We start from the raw sequence: 16,714 nt of genomic DNA, 5'->3' as shown, positions 1-16,714 counted from the left end.
ATCTCATACCATTTAGTACAAAAAATCCTACATTATGTCGTAGAGTACTTTAAATTCATTTAATTTATGGCAATATTAAATCACAATCATCAACTTATTACATAGGAGGAAAAAATATGAATAAAAAAGCAAAAAAACTGGGATTATTCACTGCTGCTCTATTAACTGCTACTAGTTCCATGCCTCTTAGCTTATATACCACCATTGATCCTATGAGTATTTATGCTTCCACCTTAAGTGCCACTTCTTTTAATTTCGACTTTGAAACAGATGAGGAAGGTTGGGGTCCTAGAGGCAGTGAAACAGTTGCTATTGCTACAGATGCAGCTTACAAAGGTAGTCAAAGCTTAAAGGTTACTAGTAGAAAAAGTAGTTGGAATGGACCTTCTTGCAATATTACTAATCTTCTTCAGGAAGGAAAAACCTATCGCTTCTCAGCTTGGGTTATGTACAATGATAGCACTGCTAGTAATACCCAAACCCTAACACTGTCACTAGCTTGTACACCTACAGGCAGCAGCGAAACTTATAAGAATATTGTTTCTAAAAGTGCTACAAAAGGTAACTGGACATTATTAGAGGGTACCTATACTTACACCGGTGGTATGGATGCTGTTAAACTCTATGTTGAAGGCGGTACCATGGATTTCTACATAGACAATGTTACTACCCTTGCCTTAGATGATGCTAAGATTGAAACAGACATTCCTTCTATTAAAGAAGCTTATGATAGCTATTTTAAATTCGGTACTGCTATTACTGCTAATACTTTAAGCCAATCTAATAAAGATTTAATCTTAAAGCATTTTAATAGTTTAACCTGTGGCAATGAAATGAAACCTGATGCCATTTTGGACCGTGGGGCAACCGTTGCTTATATGGAAGCAACTGGAGATCAAACTTCTCCTCAAATTTCCTTAACTCAAGCTGCTCCTATTCTTAACTTTGCAAGAGATAATCATATTCCAATGCGTGGCCACGTTCTCGTTTGGCATGCACAAACACCTCGTTGGTTCTTTGCTGAGAACTACTCTACTGATAGCAATGCCCCTTTAGTTTCTAAAGAAGTTATGCTTCAGAGATTGGAAAACTATATTAAAACTGTATTTGAAACATTAGAAGCTAAATATCCAGATGTAGAATTCTATAGCTGGGACGTTGTTAATGAAGCCATTGATCCAAGTACCTCTAACGGTTATAGAAATCCTGGTACTGTAGCTAGTACCACTACTTCTTTATGGATGCAGGTAATAGGTGAAGACTTTATTCCAAAAGCTTTTGAATATGCTCGTCAATATGCGCCTAGCGGCACTTTATTAGCTTACAATGACTATAACGAGTGTGAATCTGCTAAAAGTAAGTATATTTATGAACTCTGCAAAAAACTAGTTGCTAATGGTACCTTAGATGTGATTGGTATGCAACAACATAATAATATGTATAGTCCAAGTGTAAGTGAATTTGAAGCAGCTGTAAGAAAATATGCTTCTTTAGGTGTTAAAATAGAAGTTACTGAATTAGACATTACCACAACAGATCTTTCTACCTCTGGCTTTACAGCTCAAGGCACAAGATATAAAGCCTTTATGGATGTCCTTAAAAAGCTAAAGAAAGAAGGCATAGATATTAATGCCGCTGTTGTTTGGGGTACAATAGATTCCGAATCTTGGAGAAGTAGTCAAGCACCACTTTTATTCGATGCTAACTTCAAAGCAAAACCTGCTTTTTGGGGTGTTATAGGTGATACCACACCAGTGGATCCTGTGGATCCAGTAGACCCAGTAGACCCAGTAGACCCAGTAGACCCAGTAGACCCAGTAGACCCAGTAGACCCAGTAGACCCAGTAGACCCAGTAGACCCAGTAGACCCTGTAGACCCTGTAGACCCTGTAGACCCTGTAGACCCTGTAGACCCTGTGGATCCTAGTGAAACAGTTGTTCCAGTAGTTACCGTTAAAAATCAAATCGGTGGCTCTATTGCTCAACAATATACTGTTACAGCAAGTGGTACTGCACCTCTTGATTTATCATTACTTAAGATTCGCTATTACTATACAAAAGATGGTAATACGCCTCAATCTTTCTGGTGTGATACTGCTGGCATTACCTTGAATAAAGCTCCTTGGTATGTGAATTATACATCTTCCGTTAAAGGAACCTTTAATGATGGGTATCTTGAAATTAGCTTTAAGGATGCCGTCACCCTCTCCCCTTCTGAGGCTGGCTTAAAATTTGATATTCGCTTTAACCAACAAGATTGGTCAAGCTATACCAATTTTAAGGCTGGTGCTATAGAAATTGTTTATGACGGCATAACTATAAAGTAGTAGGTCCCCCTTGCCACGTTCCTACTAAAAATAAAATAGCCGGCTGGCTTAGTGTTAATCACTAGTTCAGCCGGCTATTCTATTAATTAAGAGGTACACCATAGTGGCTAGCCACATCTTTCAAACCTTGTAAGATTTCATCCTTCCCATAATCATGTTCCTCTAAAAATGCTTCATCTAATTTGTTCAATCGGTTATAAAAATCCACCATTAATTCTAAGTAACGTAGATCAGCGGTATTCATATGTTCATAAAGTATATTTTCAGCCTCATTAATCTCCCCCTTATCTATCATCTCCCTAAGGTGTAGATAGAGTTCATCTGTAAATGTTTCTTCCTCTTCTGCTTCATAAACAACAGTTTCTTTATTAAAAAATATCTTAGCTATCGCTCTTGCTAAACCTTCTATTTGAGTTAAAATATAATCGTTTTTTAACACGGTTTAAACACTTCCTTTAGTATTTTTTCTAACATTCTATACTACTTGTTTTATTGTTTCAAGTTAAAAGCTGATATATGTTACATATATTAAGACTAGATAACCTAATTCTGCTAATTCGCAAATGCAGCCTAGAATGTCACCTGTTATGCCATCAATCTTCTTGTATATTGAGCGAACAAATAACCTAACAGCTATTATAAGGAGTAACACACTTCCTAACTGCATCAAGATGCTTGACAGCGTTAGTTCCCCTACTATAAATATTACTATTCCTATAATGCCTAACATAATGAGGATTGTTCCTATTAAATATGGTGTACTTACTTTACCGATAAAGAGATTACCCATGCCTTTTTCTCTAGGAGTCTTTGTTTTATAACAAGCTATTACTTGCATGCTGCGAGCCACAACTGGCATGAGTAAAATAACCCAGAGCAGGCCTTGTTCTAGCAAGGTATATATAAAGCCTGCTTTAAGCAATAAAACAAGTAAAATGGCTAGAAGGGCATTGGTTCCTAGTCTTGAATCTTTCATAATCTCCAACATACGTTCTTTGTCTCTGTAGCTATAAAGGCCATCAAAGGTATCACCTAATCCATCTAAATGTAGTCCCCCTGTTAAGATGACTTCACCTATTAAAATGATGATAGTTGCAATATACGTATTAAATACCTCTTGGCTCACTATTCCCATAGCATAATAGAACAAACCTAAAACTAAGCCTACTACGGGAAAATAAATCATACTTTTATGAAACTCTTCATCTATCCCTGTATCCACCGGTATAGGAAGCCTCGTCATAAACTGCATAATACCTATTAATCTTTTCATTTTTTCTCCCATTACCCTTTGATTTTCATAGGAATGCCACTTATTACAAAATAAACTTCGTCGCTTGCTTTTGCAATTAGCTGATTCATACGTCCAATAATATCTGTGTAGATTCTAGTAAGTCTATTACCAGCTACTGGAGATAACCCTATTTCATTAGTTACTAAAACAAAATAAAGCTCTGTTTCTTTAACTGCTTCTAGAAGCTTTATAAACGCTTCCTTAATCATTTGTTCTAACTGATTTACCTCTTCTTCTGAAAGCTTATCATAATCTAAGTTTTCTTTAAACATAAGGTTATTCACCATCAGCGTCACACAATCTAAAATAACCGTTTGATGCTCCTTGGCAATCTCCTCTATTTGTCCTGCTATATTTTCATATATTTCATAAGTTGTCCACTCACTAGGACGCATTTCCTGATGCTTTCTTACACGTTCTTTCATTTCTTCATCAAAAGGAATACTTGTTGCGATATAAGCCGTTTGATTATTTTGTGCTTTGCAAAGTGCCTCTGCATAACTACTTTTCCCAGACCTAGCACCACCTGTTACAAGAATTATTTTACTCATTTTCTAACCTCTTTCTAACTGCATCTCTTTCCCATCATCTCTAGTCATTCTATCACTAAAGCATAATAGGAATCCATATTTCTACCGTATAATCTTCCTTCTCTGTATCATTTCCATAATACTTCTCCACTGTTACGATATCAGGATTTTGTTTGTATTGATTAGAGGGTAAAAATTCACCATAAATACGCTTCCATGTCTCTTGCAGAGTAGGAAATAGAGGTCCTACTGATTTAAAAATAAGCCATGAAGCTGCAGGAATCACATAAGTTTCATATCTTGGATTAACCTCTATATTCTTTAGCGGCTGCACTGCTACCATATAAGTGTTTTTACCATCCTCATCATATCCCCAACATAAGCCCAATGAACTATGGTCCATACCATAAGATTCTAGTTCTTCTAAAGTTCCATCACTTTTTACTTGTCCCCACAAGCCTTGGTTAACATCACCTAAAACCCCTACCACTTTCATTTCTCCCTTTTCAACTACTTGATATTTCATAGCACTACCTCCTGCTATACTTAAACTAAACACAAGACGAGGATATGATTTAAGAATACTATTAGGCTGCTTCGCCTCTATAGGTGTTATACCATGTTGCTTTTTAAAGGCAACGCAGAAAGCATCTGAGGATTCATAGCCATATTTCACTGCTACATCTATTACCTTAGCATTCGACACTTGCAGATCATATACTGCCTCTGACAATTTTCTTCTTCTAAGGTACTCATTAATGGTGATTCCTGCAATATAAGAAAATGCCCTTTGGAAGACATTATATTGGCAACCAGTTATTAATTCTACCTGCCTTGGGCTTATTTTCTCATCTAGATGTTCTTCCAAATATTCTATTAAGTGGTTTAACGTATCTATCCAATTCATAACCTCACCTCAATTAGTATTTTATAACCATTGGTGCTTGCTAACCCGATAAAGTCGTATCATAATATAACGGTATTTTGACCTTAGCATTTACTAGCTGCTCTTGTTGCCATGTTTTCATATAAATAATTAGCTGTGTCTAGTAGAGGGAAAAGTAAGATTCCCCCCGAACCTTCTCCGAGTCTCATATCTAAATGTAGAATAGCTTTTAATCCTAATAGCTCCAGTGCTTTTACCGTTCCTGGTTCTGCTGAATAATGAGAGGCAATCATATATGAAGCTGCTTCTTCATGAAGTTTTTTAGCCAAAAGTGCTGCGGCATAAGAAATAAAACCATCTAAAATAACTGGTACTCTATAAGCTGCTGCACCTAAAATAGCGCCTGCCATAGCACCAATTTCAAAGCCTCCTACCTTCATTAGTACATCTATAGCATCCTCTTGATCTGGGGTATTAAGAGCAATCGCTTCTCTAATAATATTAGCTTTATGTCCCACTTTTTCTGGTGTTAAACCTGCTCCTCTACCTGTCACTTCTTTAGGATCACAATTTGCAAATACAGAAATAATGGCACTCGAAGGTGTAGTATTAGCAATACCCATTTCTCCAATCGCTAATACCCTACTTCCTTCATCAATAGCCTTTTTTGCTACCTCTATACCTATTTCTATACTCCTTACCGCTTCTTCCCTACTCATGGCAGGGCCTTTATGGATATTTGAGGTGCCTTTTCTAATTTTATAATCTAATACTCCTTCTAATTTTTCTTCACAATTCACCCCAACATCTACTGCAATGACATTTGCCTTCATATACTTTGCTAAAGTCCCCACTGCGCAAATGCCTGATGCAAAATTAGGAATCTGCGCTTTTGTTATCCACTGGGGGTCTGCTGCTATGCCTTCTTCATAGACGCCATGATCCCCTGCAAAAGCCACTACAGTCTTTTTCTCCATATTAAAGCTTACTCTTTCATAAATACCAGCTAGCTGCACACATAAATTTTCCAGATAACCTAGGCTTCCTAAAGGTTTGCTTAAAAGGTCTATCTTTTGCTGTGCTTTATCCATTATATCTTTATTTAAAGGTTGAATTTGTTTTAAGGTTTCTTCTAAACACGCCATAATCTTATCTCTTTCTTTTATTTTTTACTTTTATAGAGTTCTAACTTAATTCATTAATATTTCTACACTCTTCGATATATAGTATAGCATAAAAGATTTATGTCCCATATGTATTTCAAATGATATCAAGCTGTACTTCATAAGTAGTCAAGCCTTAGAAAATAATGCTATAATGAATTCATTAAGTACTTACACTTTAAAAGGAGGAATCTTTGTAGATGTACATAACTCATTTAAAAAAATCACTGTTATTTCTTAGTCTCATGCTTACACTAACTTTATTATCTATTCCTTGCTTTGCTAAAAATATTCAACTTACTTTAGATGGTAAACCGCTTCAAAGCACCACCTCTCCTATTCAAGAAAACGGAACAACACTAGTACCACTTCGTGTTATTAGTGAAAATCTCGGTGCCAAAGTCAATTATAATGCTGTAAATGGAGAAATTATCATTAGTAAAACGAATGCCACTATGATACTTACTCTGGGTCAATCTACTGTTAAGGTAAATGGTGTCACTTCTAAGCTTCAAACAGCACCTAAAGTAATTAACAATACTACCATGGTTCCTTTACGTTTTATTAGTGAAAATTTAGATTGTCAGGTGAACTGGATTAGTCAGCAGAATCTAATAGCTATCACTACTCAGCCCGAGAATAACAACGCCTTACCTATTGCCACTTTAAAAATTAAAGGTTATGGTACTGTTACTCTAGAGCTTTATCCTGACTTAGCACCTAATACAGTTAATAATTTTATTACCTTAGCTAATAGTGGCTTCTATGATGGACTGATCTTCCACCGTGTCATTGAAGATTTTATGATCCAAGGCGGAGATCCTAATGGTAATGGTACTGGTGGACCTGGTTATAGTATTGCTGGTGAGTTTTCTTCTAATGGTTTTACTACTAATACCCTTTCTCATACAAAAGGTGTCATTTCGATGGCAAGAGCAATGAATCCTGATTCAGCAGGTAGCCAATTCTTCATTATGTCTGCTGATGGTACCTATTTAGATGGCCAATATGCTGCTTTTGGAAAGGTCATTTCTGGCCTTGATATGATTGAAAAAATTCAACTGGTAGATACCAATAATCAAGATAAACCTCTTAAAGATATTGTCATTGAAAGTATACGTGTAAGCCTGGGTGCTCTTAAGGTTACAGCACCTATTAAAATTGAAGACAAATAAATTTTAACAGCCGATTGAAGCTTCTTAGTTTTTCAATCGGCTGTTGTACTAAATATTACTATTTTCCTATCTCATTATGGGTTCTCTTACCCATTTCCATAAGATCCTTCATCTTTTTCATCACATGCTCATAAGCATCCTTATCATGAGGTTTCGTACAAGCCTGACAACTCTTAATCCCATTTTCTAAGTACACATAATGACCACCACACTGATCCTTCAATGTATAAAGTGGACAATAGCAAAATAAACAGTTAAATTCCTCCTCATTCTTAAGCTTATGACAAGGGAAATACTCACATGCTTTATTTTGCATAAATTTATAGTTTTCCATATACTATTTTCTCCTTTATTACTTATGTCTTTTTAGAACTATTCATCTATACAAACAAAATTTGGGTCGCCTGCCCCTGGTTCTATGTGTTTTTTAACTGTATGCAAATCACCAATTGTCGTTACGCCCCTCTTCCACGCCGTTCCATTGTCATGGATGTTTATGAGGACAACAACGTTTGTGAAAATGAGTGGGTATGGGTGCCTGGAGTAGTGACTTGGGAGCATTTTTAAAAAGCACTTAGTGAACGTTTTAGATGGGTTTTAGGCAGCTGTTGAACAAAGTGAGTTCTGCCGTTCATCTAAATAAGTGAACTTAGTGCTTCTAAAAATGTGAACCGGAACAACGTAAGGTACCCATACCCACTCATTTTCTCTCAGACGTATTCCTCATAGACACCCAGACAAATTGCTATCTTTATCCTACAATTTCCCACATAGCCTTTAATAGTTTGTCATCATCTTCCTTGCCTTTAATGGCTACCCTAATAAAATGCTTATTTAGTCCTTTAAAGTTAGAAGCATCTCTTATAAGGATATTATGCTTTATGATCATCTGCTCTTTTAATTCCTGACTTGTCATAGCCTTAAGCTCTATTAATACAAAATTAGCAGTTGTAGAATAAACCTTTATATTTTTGAGCTTCTTTAAAGCTTCTAATAGATGATTACGTTCTTCCTTGAAATAGGCTTTTGTCTTCTTTTGAAAAACTTTATCCTCTAATAAAACTGGGGTTAAGTATTCAGCAAAACCATTAACCGTCCATGGCTCTTTAAAATGATACATTCCTCTTAATAAATCTTTATTACTTGTTACTCCATAGCCTAATCTTAAACCAGGTAGTCCAAAAAACTTAGTAACAGCTTTAATAATAATGAGCTGATTATGACTCTGTACTAATGGCATTAAGCTATATTTTGCTTCCTCTTCTACGAATTCCATAAAGGTTTCATCTACAATGAGTAGCTTTTGCATTTCTTCCATTTGTTTAGCAATAGAAGCTAAGCTATAGCTGTTCCCTGTTGGATTATTAGGATTACAAATAAATAAGCCATCTATTTCATGAAGCCTTGCTTTAAGCTTTTCTACTTCTAGATCAAACTCTGTAGATGCTTTTAACTGAAAAGGCACAATTTCTAAACCATTTAGCTTGGCACTTCTTTCATATTCAGAAAAGGTAGGATTTATAATACCTAATCTAAAAGGCTCCTCCTTTTGCCTACTACTCTCCCCTAGCGTTTTCATTAGTAAGTACATGATTTCCGTAGCACCATTTCCAGGTATAATTTGTTTCATCTCACAGCTTAGATACTGACTAAGTACTTCTCTAAGCTTAGTATAATGAATATCCGGATAGTTTTGGCAACTTTTTAAGGCACTTTGTACTGAATTGACCAAGTGCTCACTCATAAAAGGATTGATATTTGAGCTAAAATCTATAAGTTCCTCTTGTTTCTTCCCATAAAGTGCTGCCATTTCAGCACTATTTGCCCCATGTCCTAGATTAATCATGTATTCTTTCTCCTCTTTTTAGTGTATTACATGCAGTATGCAAATTTTAATACAAAAAGCAAATAAGCCATAGACCAGTGAAAATGAGTACTCCAACAACCGATGTCATATACATCAACTGATTTCCTCTTGTAATATCTGCAATCACTAGTTCTCTTGTAGCATCTCCTATGGTTGGTTTCACTACTACTTCACCAAAATAAACGTTAGTCCCACCTAATTGCACACCTAAAGCCCCTGCTGCTGCGCCTTCTGGATAAGCACAGTTAGGACTTTTGTGATTCCTTCTATCACGAATAGCAATTTTTAAACAGTTTTTAGCATCAAAGTGTAAAAGGACGCTTGCTAAACTCATTAAAACAGCTGTTAACCTTGCTGGCACGTAATTAGCTATGTCATCTATTTTAGCAGAAGCAAAACCTAAGTCTTTATACTTTTCATTTTTATAACCTACTGTAGAATCTAAGGTATTAATAGCCTTATACGCAAAAGCTAAAGGTGCTCCTCCAATAAAGGCATAAAATAAAGGTGCAATGATACCATCTACAGTGTTTTCCGCTACTGTCTCTACAGTCGCACGAATAATTTCTTTCTCACTCAGCTTGGATGTGTCTCTTCCTACTATATAAGAAAGCTGCACTCTGGCTTTTTCTAGCGTATCTGTTTCTAGTACCTTTTTAATTTTATTAGCTTCATCCCCTAAACACTTAGTTGCTAAAGTTGTGTATAATAAAATACTATTTACAACAAAATAAAGCAACCAATGTACTTTAGCTAATGCCAGTACCAAATAAACTACTGTAACTGTTGTGCCTACAGTTATACCCCATAAAACAAAGCCTCCTACCTTTAAACCCTTAGGTGTCTTTGCTATTTTTCTTATTTGCTTTTCACTCCATTTAATAAGGCGGCCTATATATCTTACAGGATGAGGAAAATTGTAAGGATCTCCGAAAATTAAATCTAGTACATAAGCCGTGATTAAACATTCTAGCATCATCATTAGGCTTTTCCTCCTACACTTAACAATCTTTCTACAGCTTCTAAATGGCTATAAAAGTGTAAATGTAAATAAGTGGCTAGGGTATTACCCTTTGTATAGCCTCCTACCCAAACTTCACCCTTGTTGTCTTTTTGCATTTTATAAACTGCTTTTTCATTGGTGTAAAACTCTGAATGATGAAACTCATGTCCTTTTAATGTCTGTCCTTTTTCAGAAAGTAAGGTGTCTTCCTCGGCAGTTCCAAAGCAATAGCCAAAACGCTTTAATCCCTTGGTCATACGGCTTTCCCCTTTAAAAATCCCTACCATTTCATAGCTTTTCCCTTCATGATCTATAAGGCGCTCTCCTAAATACATAAGTCCACCACACTCTGCATAAATAGGAATGTTATTTTCATGAGCTACTTTAAGTACCCGCCTCATTGTCTGATTAGCTTCTAAGTCTGCTGCAAAGACCTCTGGAAAGCCACCACCGATATAAATCAAATCACACATAGGTAAACTGGAATCTGATAAAGGACTAAAATAAATAAGTTTTATTCCCAAATCCTCTAATAACTGTAAATTATCTTGATAATAAAAATGAAAGGCCTCATCATAAGCTACCGCTATTGTTTTCATCCTATAATCTCGTTTAATAATAGGTTTAAATGTACTAGTGACCTCTTCACCTTCTATAAGTTCTAAAAGTAAATCTAAATCAATATACTTTTCTACTGCTTCGGTTAAAAGCTCTATTCTTTCCTCTAAAGCTTCTAACTCTTCACTAGGAATAAGCCCTAAGTGCCTAGAAGGCAAGCTAAAATGGTCTTCTGGAGGCAAATAGCCAATAGTTGGTATATGACAGTACTCTTCAATAGAAGCTTTTACTAAGTTAAAGTGACTTTCTGTTTTGATACCATTCGCTATAACCCCTACTATATTCACTTCTGGATCAATCATTTTGTAACCTAACACCATAGCTGCACTAGACGCTGCCATAGCTCTTGCATCAATCACTAAAATCACTGGTAATTTCAAAAGCTTAGCAACTGATGCGCTGCTGCATTCAGCAATAGAACTGCCTTTACCATCGTATAAGCCCATTACTCCCTCTACTACAGCAATATCAGGTTCCTGCATACTTCTATTAAATAGATACTTGACTTGTTCCTCTTCTAGCATATAAAGGTCCAAATTTCTAGAAGCTCTTCCTGTTACCTTCGTATGGTAAGCTGTATCAATATAATCTGGGCCCACTTTATAAGGTTGAACTTGAAGGCCCCTTGCTTGCAAAGCCTTCATAATTCCTAGAGAAAGAGTCGTTTTCCCCACACCACTAGCTGTTCCTGCAATCAATAATTTTTTCATTTCTTTTTTGCTCCTAAAATATCATAAATAGCTACCATATCTACATGTTCTCTAAGTACTTGTGCTAGCTTGTCATATTCACCTTGTTTGAAAGCCTCAAAAGAAACAGTGCTATTTTCTACTGCTTCTAATCCTTTCTTAACTCTTATGGCATTTAAAAGGTTTCTAGTAAAATTAGCTTCATCAAAGATACCATGCAAGTATGTGCCAAATACATTACCCGCTTCATTACAAGTTCCTTCTAATTCATTTATTGTTTGGCCTAGTCTCTTTGTAAAAGTCATTAAGGGTTTTGCTTCTTTTGCCATTTTTGTCACACCCATATGAATTTCATAACCTTTTACCTTAGTAGATGTCACTGCACTTAGTAACCCTGGTAGGTCCTTACAAATAGTTCCCTCTACTTGAGTCGTTACTTTCTCACCTTCAAAAGTCGTCTCAATAGGAAGTAAGCCAAGCCCATATGCTTCTTTCATATGACCTTCTACACCATAAGGATCTGCTATTTTTTCGCCTAATATTTGATAACCACCACATATGCCCATAATAAGATTACCTTGTTCATGTAGTTTATGAAGTTCTATATCTAAACCGCTTTCTTTTAAATAGGCTAGGTCTGCTAAAGTATTTTTACTTCCTGGCAAAATAACTAAGTCAGGTATTCCAATTTTTTCACCACGTCTTATATATCTTAGTTGTACATCCTCTTGTATTTCTAACATATTAAAGTCTGTAAAATTAGAGATATGAGGTAGGTGGATGATAGCAATATCAATAGCATTATTTTTGCCTACAGTTTGATAAAAACGACTTGTTAAACTATCTTCATCCTCTACCTTTAAATACGTATAAGGCACTACACCTAATACAGGGATTTTAATTAAATCCTCTAGCATTTTGATGCCTGGTTCTAAAATACTACGATCTCCTCTAAATTTATTAATAATCACACCTTTGACTCTAGCTCTTTCTTCCTCTGTTAAAAGCATAATGGTTCCTAAAATAGAAGCAAACACTCCACCCTTATCAATATCTGCAATTAAAATAACCGGTGAATCTGCTATTTCCGCCATACCCATATTGACAATATCTTTATCTCTTAAGTTAATCTCCGCAGGACTTCCTGCTCCTTCTATAGCCACGACGTCATATTCACTACTTAAACTCTCATAATGTGTTTTAATCATTTCTGCTAACTGTGGTTTGAATTCATGATACTCTCTAGCTGTCATATTGTCATATACTTTCCCATTTACAATTACCTGTGAGCCCTGATCACTTGTAGGCTTGAGTAAAATAGGATTCATCCTAGCACTAGGTTTAATTCCTGCCGCCTCTGCTTGAAAAACCTGAGCTCTTCCCATCTCTAAGCCTTCTTCTGTAATAAACGAGTTAAGCGCCATATTTTGAGATTTAAAAGGAATAACCCTAAGGCCATCTTGTTTAAATACTCTACAAAACCCCGCAGTTAATAAACTTTTCCCTACATTCGAGGCCGTTCCTTGAAACATAATACTTTTTCCCATAAGTGCTCCTTTAATATGAATGAATTAAGACTGAATAATGAAAAATATATTGTAAAAAATAGAGGCTTAAGCAATCTCGCATCTTATACTGTTGTTCACTCTATTTCTATTTATGATAGTGGTAAAATATACGCTTTCTTATAACAATAACAAATAAAAAGCCTCCCACATCGGGGAGACTTTTACTTATATAAGAACATAGATTCTATCTATTTAATAAAAAGAGCTACCCTACATTCTTCTAAGCTCTTTTCTTTTATAGTCAGCGCTACTTACGCTAGTTCGCAGCATCTCTATATTAGTTTTCTTAATGGATAAGCGTCTTTCCCTCCGAAAGATTCCTTTGTCATTTAAGGTAGGTCTCCTGGCTTATAATTCTTCCCTTCTGCCGCCTTCCCATAACCAAGTTACAGTGGCTTACTGGCAGTTAGTCCTTATATACAGTAGCGGGGGCTGCAGTGTTCCACACATTTCCCTATTAAGCTTACACAGCGCCTTAAATGCTTATTATTCATTTCCTTTATTCTAGCATAGGTATTCGTATTTTGAAATGCTTCATCATTATTAGATTGCTTATATGTTCTTCTATTTAAAATCTTTTTTCTTCCAAATATTAAGGCTAATACGATACGAAATATAGTAAATTATAACACCTATTAGCATCATTAGTATCGGCATAATACCATCCAGTTTATTGATATATACTACTATACTTTCATCTACTAATCTCATGTTAGTTATCGTATTAGCACCTACAAATATGAGAATATAGCTAAACATTAAATAATATCTGGCTTTAATCGTTCCAAAATAAAAAATAACTGGTAAGATAATACTGTTATAAATAGCTCCTATTAAGAAAGTAACCGCTAGTATTATAGGTGCAAGCTTAAGTATTTCTTCCATCATCATGTGCAGCTGAGATATAAAATTCAACCATAAACCTATTTGAGCAATCATACAACCACCTACAAGATAAATGATACTTTCTATATATCTTGAAGCACACATTTCCTTTCTACTTATAGGCATAGCAGCTGTCATGAGCTCTACCTTACTACGCTCCTCATATGCCATAATACTATAAATTAAAATATACCCTAATAATGCAGGCATAGCAACACCAAAGCCAATACTCCACATTGGCATAAATAAGCAGAATAAGATACTTGACACTAAAGCTGATTTAATGGATGTTGTTAGATAAATCCAATTTTTCTTAACGAGTAAAAATGTTCCATTCATCCTCTATTCCCCCCTCTTGCTAGATAAAAGCACCATAACATCTTCAATAGTTGGCACTACATATTTCACTTCATTGCCAAAAAGCTCCTTGGCTAATGCTCTACTTCTCACTAGTGCTTCACCACCTAGGCTGGTTTGTTTATAGCCTAGTAGCTCTTTTTGAATTTCCTTATCAAATAAATGTTTTGGCCCTTTAACAATGCAGTAATTGTTTAAAAGTTCATCTTTTGGGGCTTGCATTTCGATGCGGCCATTTCGTATATATACTAGATAGTCTCCTGCTTTTTCAAGATCTGAAGTGATATGGGTCGAATAAAAAATAGTTACTTCTTCGTTTTGCATATGCTCCATTAATAAATCAATCATTTCACTTCTTACAACAGGATCGAGCCCTGCTGTTGGTTCATCTAAAATAATAAGTTCCGGCTTATGAGCCAGAGCTACAATAAGCGCAAATTGCTTTTTTTGCCCTGTAGATAATTCACCATACTTTTTATCTTCTTTTAATCCAAAACGCTCCATATAGCTATTAAAAAGCTTTTCATCCCAGTCTTTATAAAAAGGCTTTACCATACGTTTAATATTTTTAAGCTTAGATTCTTGAGGATAACCAGTTGGCTCTCCCACATATCCTATTTTCTCTTTAATTGCCTTCGCATTTTCACTTACTCTCATCCCATCAATTAGAACCTCGCCCGTATCAGGAATAAGCATATCTAGCATTAGTTTAATAGTAGTCGTTTTACCCGACCCATTTTCACCTATAAAACCAGTAATATACCCTTTCTTAATACTTAACTTGGGAATATTTAATTCAAATCCATCAAACTGTTTTTTAACATCTTTAAAAACCACTGCTTCCATCTTCTATACCTCCTCATAAATAACGGCTACGCGTTCTTGAAGTTCTTCTAAAGTCATATCTATACTTTTGGCTGCGACTACAATAGCTTCTAGTTTTTCTTCTAATTGGCTCATTTGCATTTCCTTGAGCCGTTCCTTATTAGCTAAAGAAACATAAGTCCCCTTTCCTGGTGTAGTTTGCACAAAGCCTTCCGCCTCTAAATCCTCATAAGCCCTTTTTACTGTAATAATACTTACCTTTAATTCTTTTGCCATCATACGAATAGAGGGTAATAAAGTCCCTTGCTGAATCTCACCTTTTAAAATGTGTTCTTTAATCTGGCTAATAATCTGCTCATAAAGTGGAATTGCACTGTCATTTACAATAATAATATCCACACCTTCACTCCTTTCCCTCTTTTTAATTCACAACCCTTTACACTTATCAATACTTTTATGTTATTGTTTAAACTTATATTAATTTTAAATACTTTTCTCAAGCCAGCTGTACATATACTGTGTATATAGTCTATATACAGATATTAACTCTATATTTTTAGATTGTCAATATGATTTGTTAATTTATAAAGTCGTTATTGAGATACTATTCTAAATAGAAATTTGTCTTGGCGTTTATGAGAAGTACGTCTGAGAGAAAATGAGTGGGTATGGGTGCCTTTCGTTGTTCCGGTTCACATTTTTTGAAGCACTAAGTTCACTTATTTAGATGAACGGCAGAACTCACTTCGTTCAAACAGCTGCCTAAAACCCATCTAAAATGTTCACTAAGTACTTCTAAAAAATGCTCCCAAGTCACTACTCCAGGCACCCATACCCACTCATTTTCACAAACGTTGTTGACCTCATAAACATCCAAAACAGTGAAGCAGCGTGGAAAGAAGGCGTAACGACAGTTAAAAAATACTCGAAGCCGGGGGTAGGCGCCCAAGGCAATAACGTATAAAGCTTCCCATAAGTCTATTTTGCCAAGAAGTAGCTCTGTAAGGAAGCTAGGGAGCCTTACAAGCATTATTGATCTCTTAAGCGTTCAAACCACTAAGTGAAAAGTGCAGAAAAAAGATAATAACAAGTTTTGTTTTTTCTTGAAAACACTTAATGGAGGCGACTTTACGCGTTATTGCTGGTAGAACTGAGAGAGGGTGGCTGTCCTAGCGGGGTGACTTCGGAGTATTTTCAGTAGGCACTTAGCGAACGTTTTGGATGGTATTTAGCCCACGTGTTCGAGGGAACCGAGTTTGTGGGCGTTCATCCAAAAAAGTGAGCTTAGTGCCTACTGAAAATACGGAGCCAAGCCACGTAGGATAGCCACCCTCTCTCAGTTCCTCCCAAATGGCCCAGTAAAACCACCAACAAATTTCTATTCATATTTTCACTAAAAAATGACATAAATATCTTTCTTACTAAACTGTAATAAATAAATCTGCCTCACTGTAAGATTTCCTATGTATAATAACGACTATAATTTGGTTATATTTAAATAAGTAACTTAGCACTAAGGAGGTATTT

15 protein-coding genes, 1 pseudogene and 1 riboswitch are annotated in these 16,714 nt (G+C 35.7%); of the genes and pseudogenes, 3 read left to right on the top strand and 13 right to left on the bottom strand.

The genetic code is table 11. From position 1 onward, the window contains the following. Window positions 1-116: 116 nt before the first annotated feature. The gene (locus tag QTL86_RS22675; protein WP_410496112.1) at window positions 117-2,327 is read left to right on the top strand and encodes an endo-1,4-beta-xylanase; all 2,211 of its coding nucleotides are present in this window, start codon (window positions 117-119) and stop codon (window positions 2,325-2,327) included. Window positions 2,328-2,409: 82 nt separating this feature from the next. Here the strand turns inward: QTL86_RS22675 and QTL86_RS22670 are convergent, their stop codons facing one another. From QTL86_RS22670 to cobT, 5 genes are all read right to left on the bottom strand, one after another. Then, window positions 2,410-2,766 (bottom strand): DUF6483 family protein, encoded by a 357-nt coding sequence (locus QTL86_RS22670; RefSeq protein WP_127067744.1) that lies wholly within the window; start codon window positions 2,764-2,766, stop codon window positions 2,410-2,412. Between the two features lie 63 nt (window positions 2,767-2,829). Continuing rightward, window positions 2,830-3,600, bottom strand: coding sequence for an adenosylcobinamide-GDP ribazoletransferase (gene cobS / locus QTL86_RS22665; protein ID WP_127067745.1), 771 nt, complete (start codon window positions 3,598-3,600; stop codon window positions 2,830-2,832). Between the two features lie 11 nt (window positions 3,601-3,611). Beyond that, window positions 3,612-4,172, bottom strand: coding sequence for a bifunctional adenosylcobinamide kinase/adenosylcobinamide-phosphate guanylyltransferase (gene cobU, locus QTL86_RS22660; protein ID WP_127067746.1), 561 nt, complete (start codon window positions 4,170-4,172; stop codon window positions 3,612-3,614). A gap of 55 nt (window positions 4,173-4,227) precedes the next feature. Next, on the bottom strand, window positions 4,228-5,058 hold the full coding sequence (locus QTL86_RS22655) for an AraC family transcriptional regulator (RefSeq protein ID WP_127067747.1): 831 nt from the start codon (window positions 5,056-5,058) through the stop codon (window positions 4,228-4,230). Between the two features lie 83 nt (window positions 5,059-5,141). Continuing rightward, the gene (gene cobT / locus QTL86_RS22650; RefSeq protein WP_410496111.1) at window positions 5,142-6,182 is read right to left on the bottom strand and encodes a nicotinate-nucleotide--dimethylbenzimidazole phosphoribosyltransferase; all 1,041 of its coding nucleotides are present in this window, start codon (window positions 6,180-6,182) and stop codon (window positions 5,142-5,144) included. Window positions 6,183-6,400: 218 nt separating this feature from the next. On the opposite strand from cobT, the pseudogene QTL86_RS22645 reads away from it, so the two are divergent. Both QTL86_RS22645 and QTL86_RS22640 read left to right on the top strand, forming a co-directional pair. Continuing rightward, a pseudogene (locus QTL86_RS22645) lies at window positions 6,401-6,808 on the top strand (copper amine oxidase N-terminal domain-containing protein); the annotation flags it as partial. 48 nt (window positions 6,809-6,856) lie between these two features. Continuing rightward, window positions 6,857-7,375, top strand: coding sequence for a peptidylprolyl isomerase (locus QTL86_RS22640; RefSeq protein ID WP_334295405.1), 519 nt, complete (start codon window positions 6,857-6,859; stop codon window positions 7,373-7,375). A 58-nt stretch (window positions 7,376-7,433) separates the two neighbouring features. Here QTL86_RS22640 and QTL86_RS22635 read toward each other — a convergent pair whose 3' ends face one another. From QTL86_RS22635 to QTL86_RS22600, 8 genes are all read right to left on the bottom strand, one after another. Continuing rightward, on the bottom strand, window positions 7,434-7,709 hold the full coding sequence (locus QTL86_RS22635) for a cysteine-rich small domain-containing protein (RefSeq protein ID WP_127067750.1): 276 nt from the start codon (window positions 7,707-7,709) through the stop codon (window positions 7,434-7,436). Window positions 7,710-8,126: 417 nt separating this feature from the next. Then, window positions 8,127-9,221 carry a threonine-phosphate decarboxylase CobD gene (cobD, locus tag QTL86_RS22630; RefSeq protein WP_410496109.1) on the bottom strand — a complete coding sequence of 365 codons (1,095 nt, stop codon included), beginning with the start codon at window positions 9,219-9,221 and terminating at the stop codon, window positions 8,127-8,129. A 46-nt stretch (window positions 9,222-9,267) separates the two neighbouring features. Next, the gene (gene cbiB / locus QTL86_RS22625; protein ID WP_127067752.1) at window positions 9,268-10,224 is read right to left on the bottom strand and encodes an adenosylcobinamide-phosphate synthase CbiB; all 957 of its coding nucleotides are present in this window, start codon (window positions 10,222-10,224) and stop codon (window positions 9,268-9,270) included. After that, a complete protein-coding gene (locus QTL86_RS22620; RefSeq protein ID WP_127067753.1) occupies window positions 10,224-11,573 on the bottom strand; it encodes a cobyrinate a,c-diamide synthase in 1,350 nt (449 codons plus the stop codon). Before QTL86_RS22620 ends, cbiB begins: the two co-directional genes overlap by 1 nt. Then, window positions 11,570-13,099: a cobyric acid synthase gene (locus tag QTL86_RS22615; RefSeq protein ID WP_410496108.1), complete on the bottom strand. Its 1,530-nt coding sequence runs from the start codon at window positions 13,097-13,099 to the stop codon at window positions 11,570-11,572. The genes QTL86_RS22620 and QTL86_RS22615 overlap by 4 nt, the downstream gene beginning before the upstream one ends. Window positions 13,100-13,435: 336 nt before the next feature. Beyond that, a riboswitch (cobalamin riboswitch) is annotated at window positions 13,436-13,613 on the bottom strand. 71 nt (window positions 13,614-13,684) lie between these two features. After that, entirely contained in the window at window positions 13,685-14,344 is a 660-nt protein-coding gene (locus QTL86_RS22610) for an ABC-2 transporter permease (RefSeq protein WP_127067755.1), read from the bottom strand. 3 nt (window positions 14,345-14,347) lie between these two features. Next, window positions 14,348-15,208, bottom strand: coding sequence for an ABC transporter ATP-binding protein (locus QTL86_RS22605; protein WP_127067756.1), 861 nt, complete (start codon window positions 15,206-15,208; stop codon window positions 14,348-14,350). A 3-nt stretch (window positions 15,209-15,211) separates the two neighbouring features. Continuing rightward, window positions 15,212-15,586, bottom strand: a complete 375-nt coding sequence (locus QTL86_RS22600) for a GntR family transcriptional regulator (protein ID WP_013658391.1) — start codon at window positions 15,584-15,586, stop codon at window positions 15,212-15,214. Window positions 15,587-16,714 lie beyond the last annotated feature (1,128 nt).

It is taken from the genome of Cellulosilyticum sp. ST5 (genome assembly GCF_046529625.1).
Classification (GTDB): domain Bacteria; phylum Bacillota; class Clostridia; order Lachnospirales; family Cellulosilyticaceae; genus Cellulosilyticum; species Cellulosilyticum lentocellum.
The sequence above is the reverse complement of the archived record's forward strand: the minus strand, read 5'-3'. Positions and strand labels throughout refer to the sequence as shown.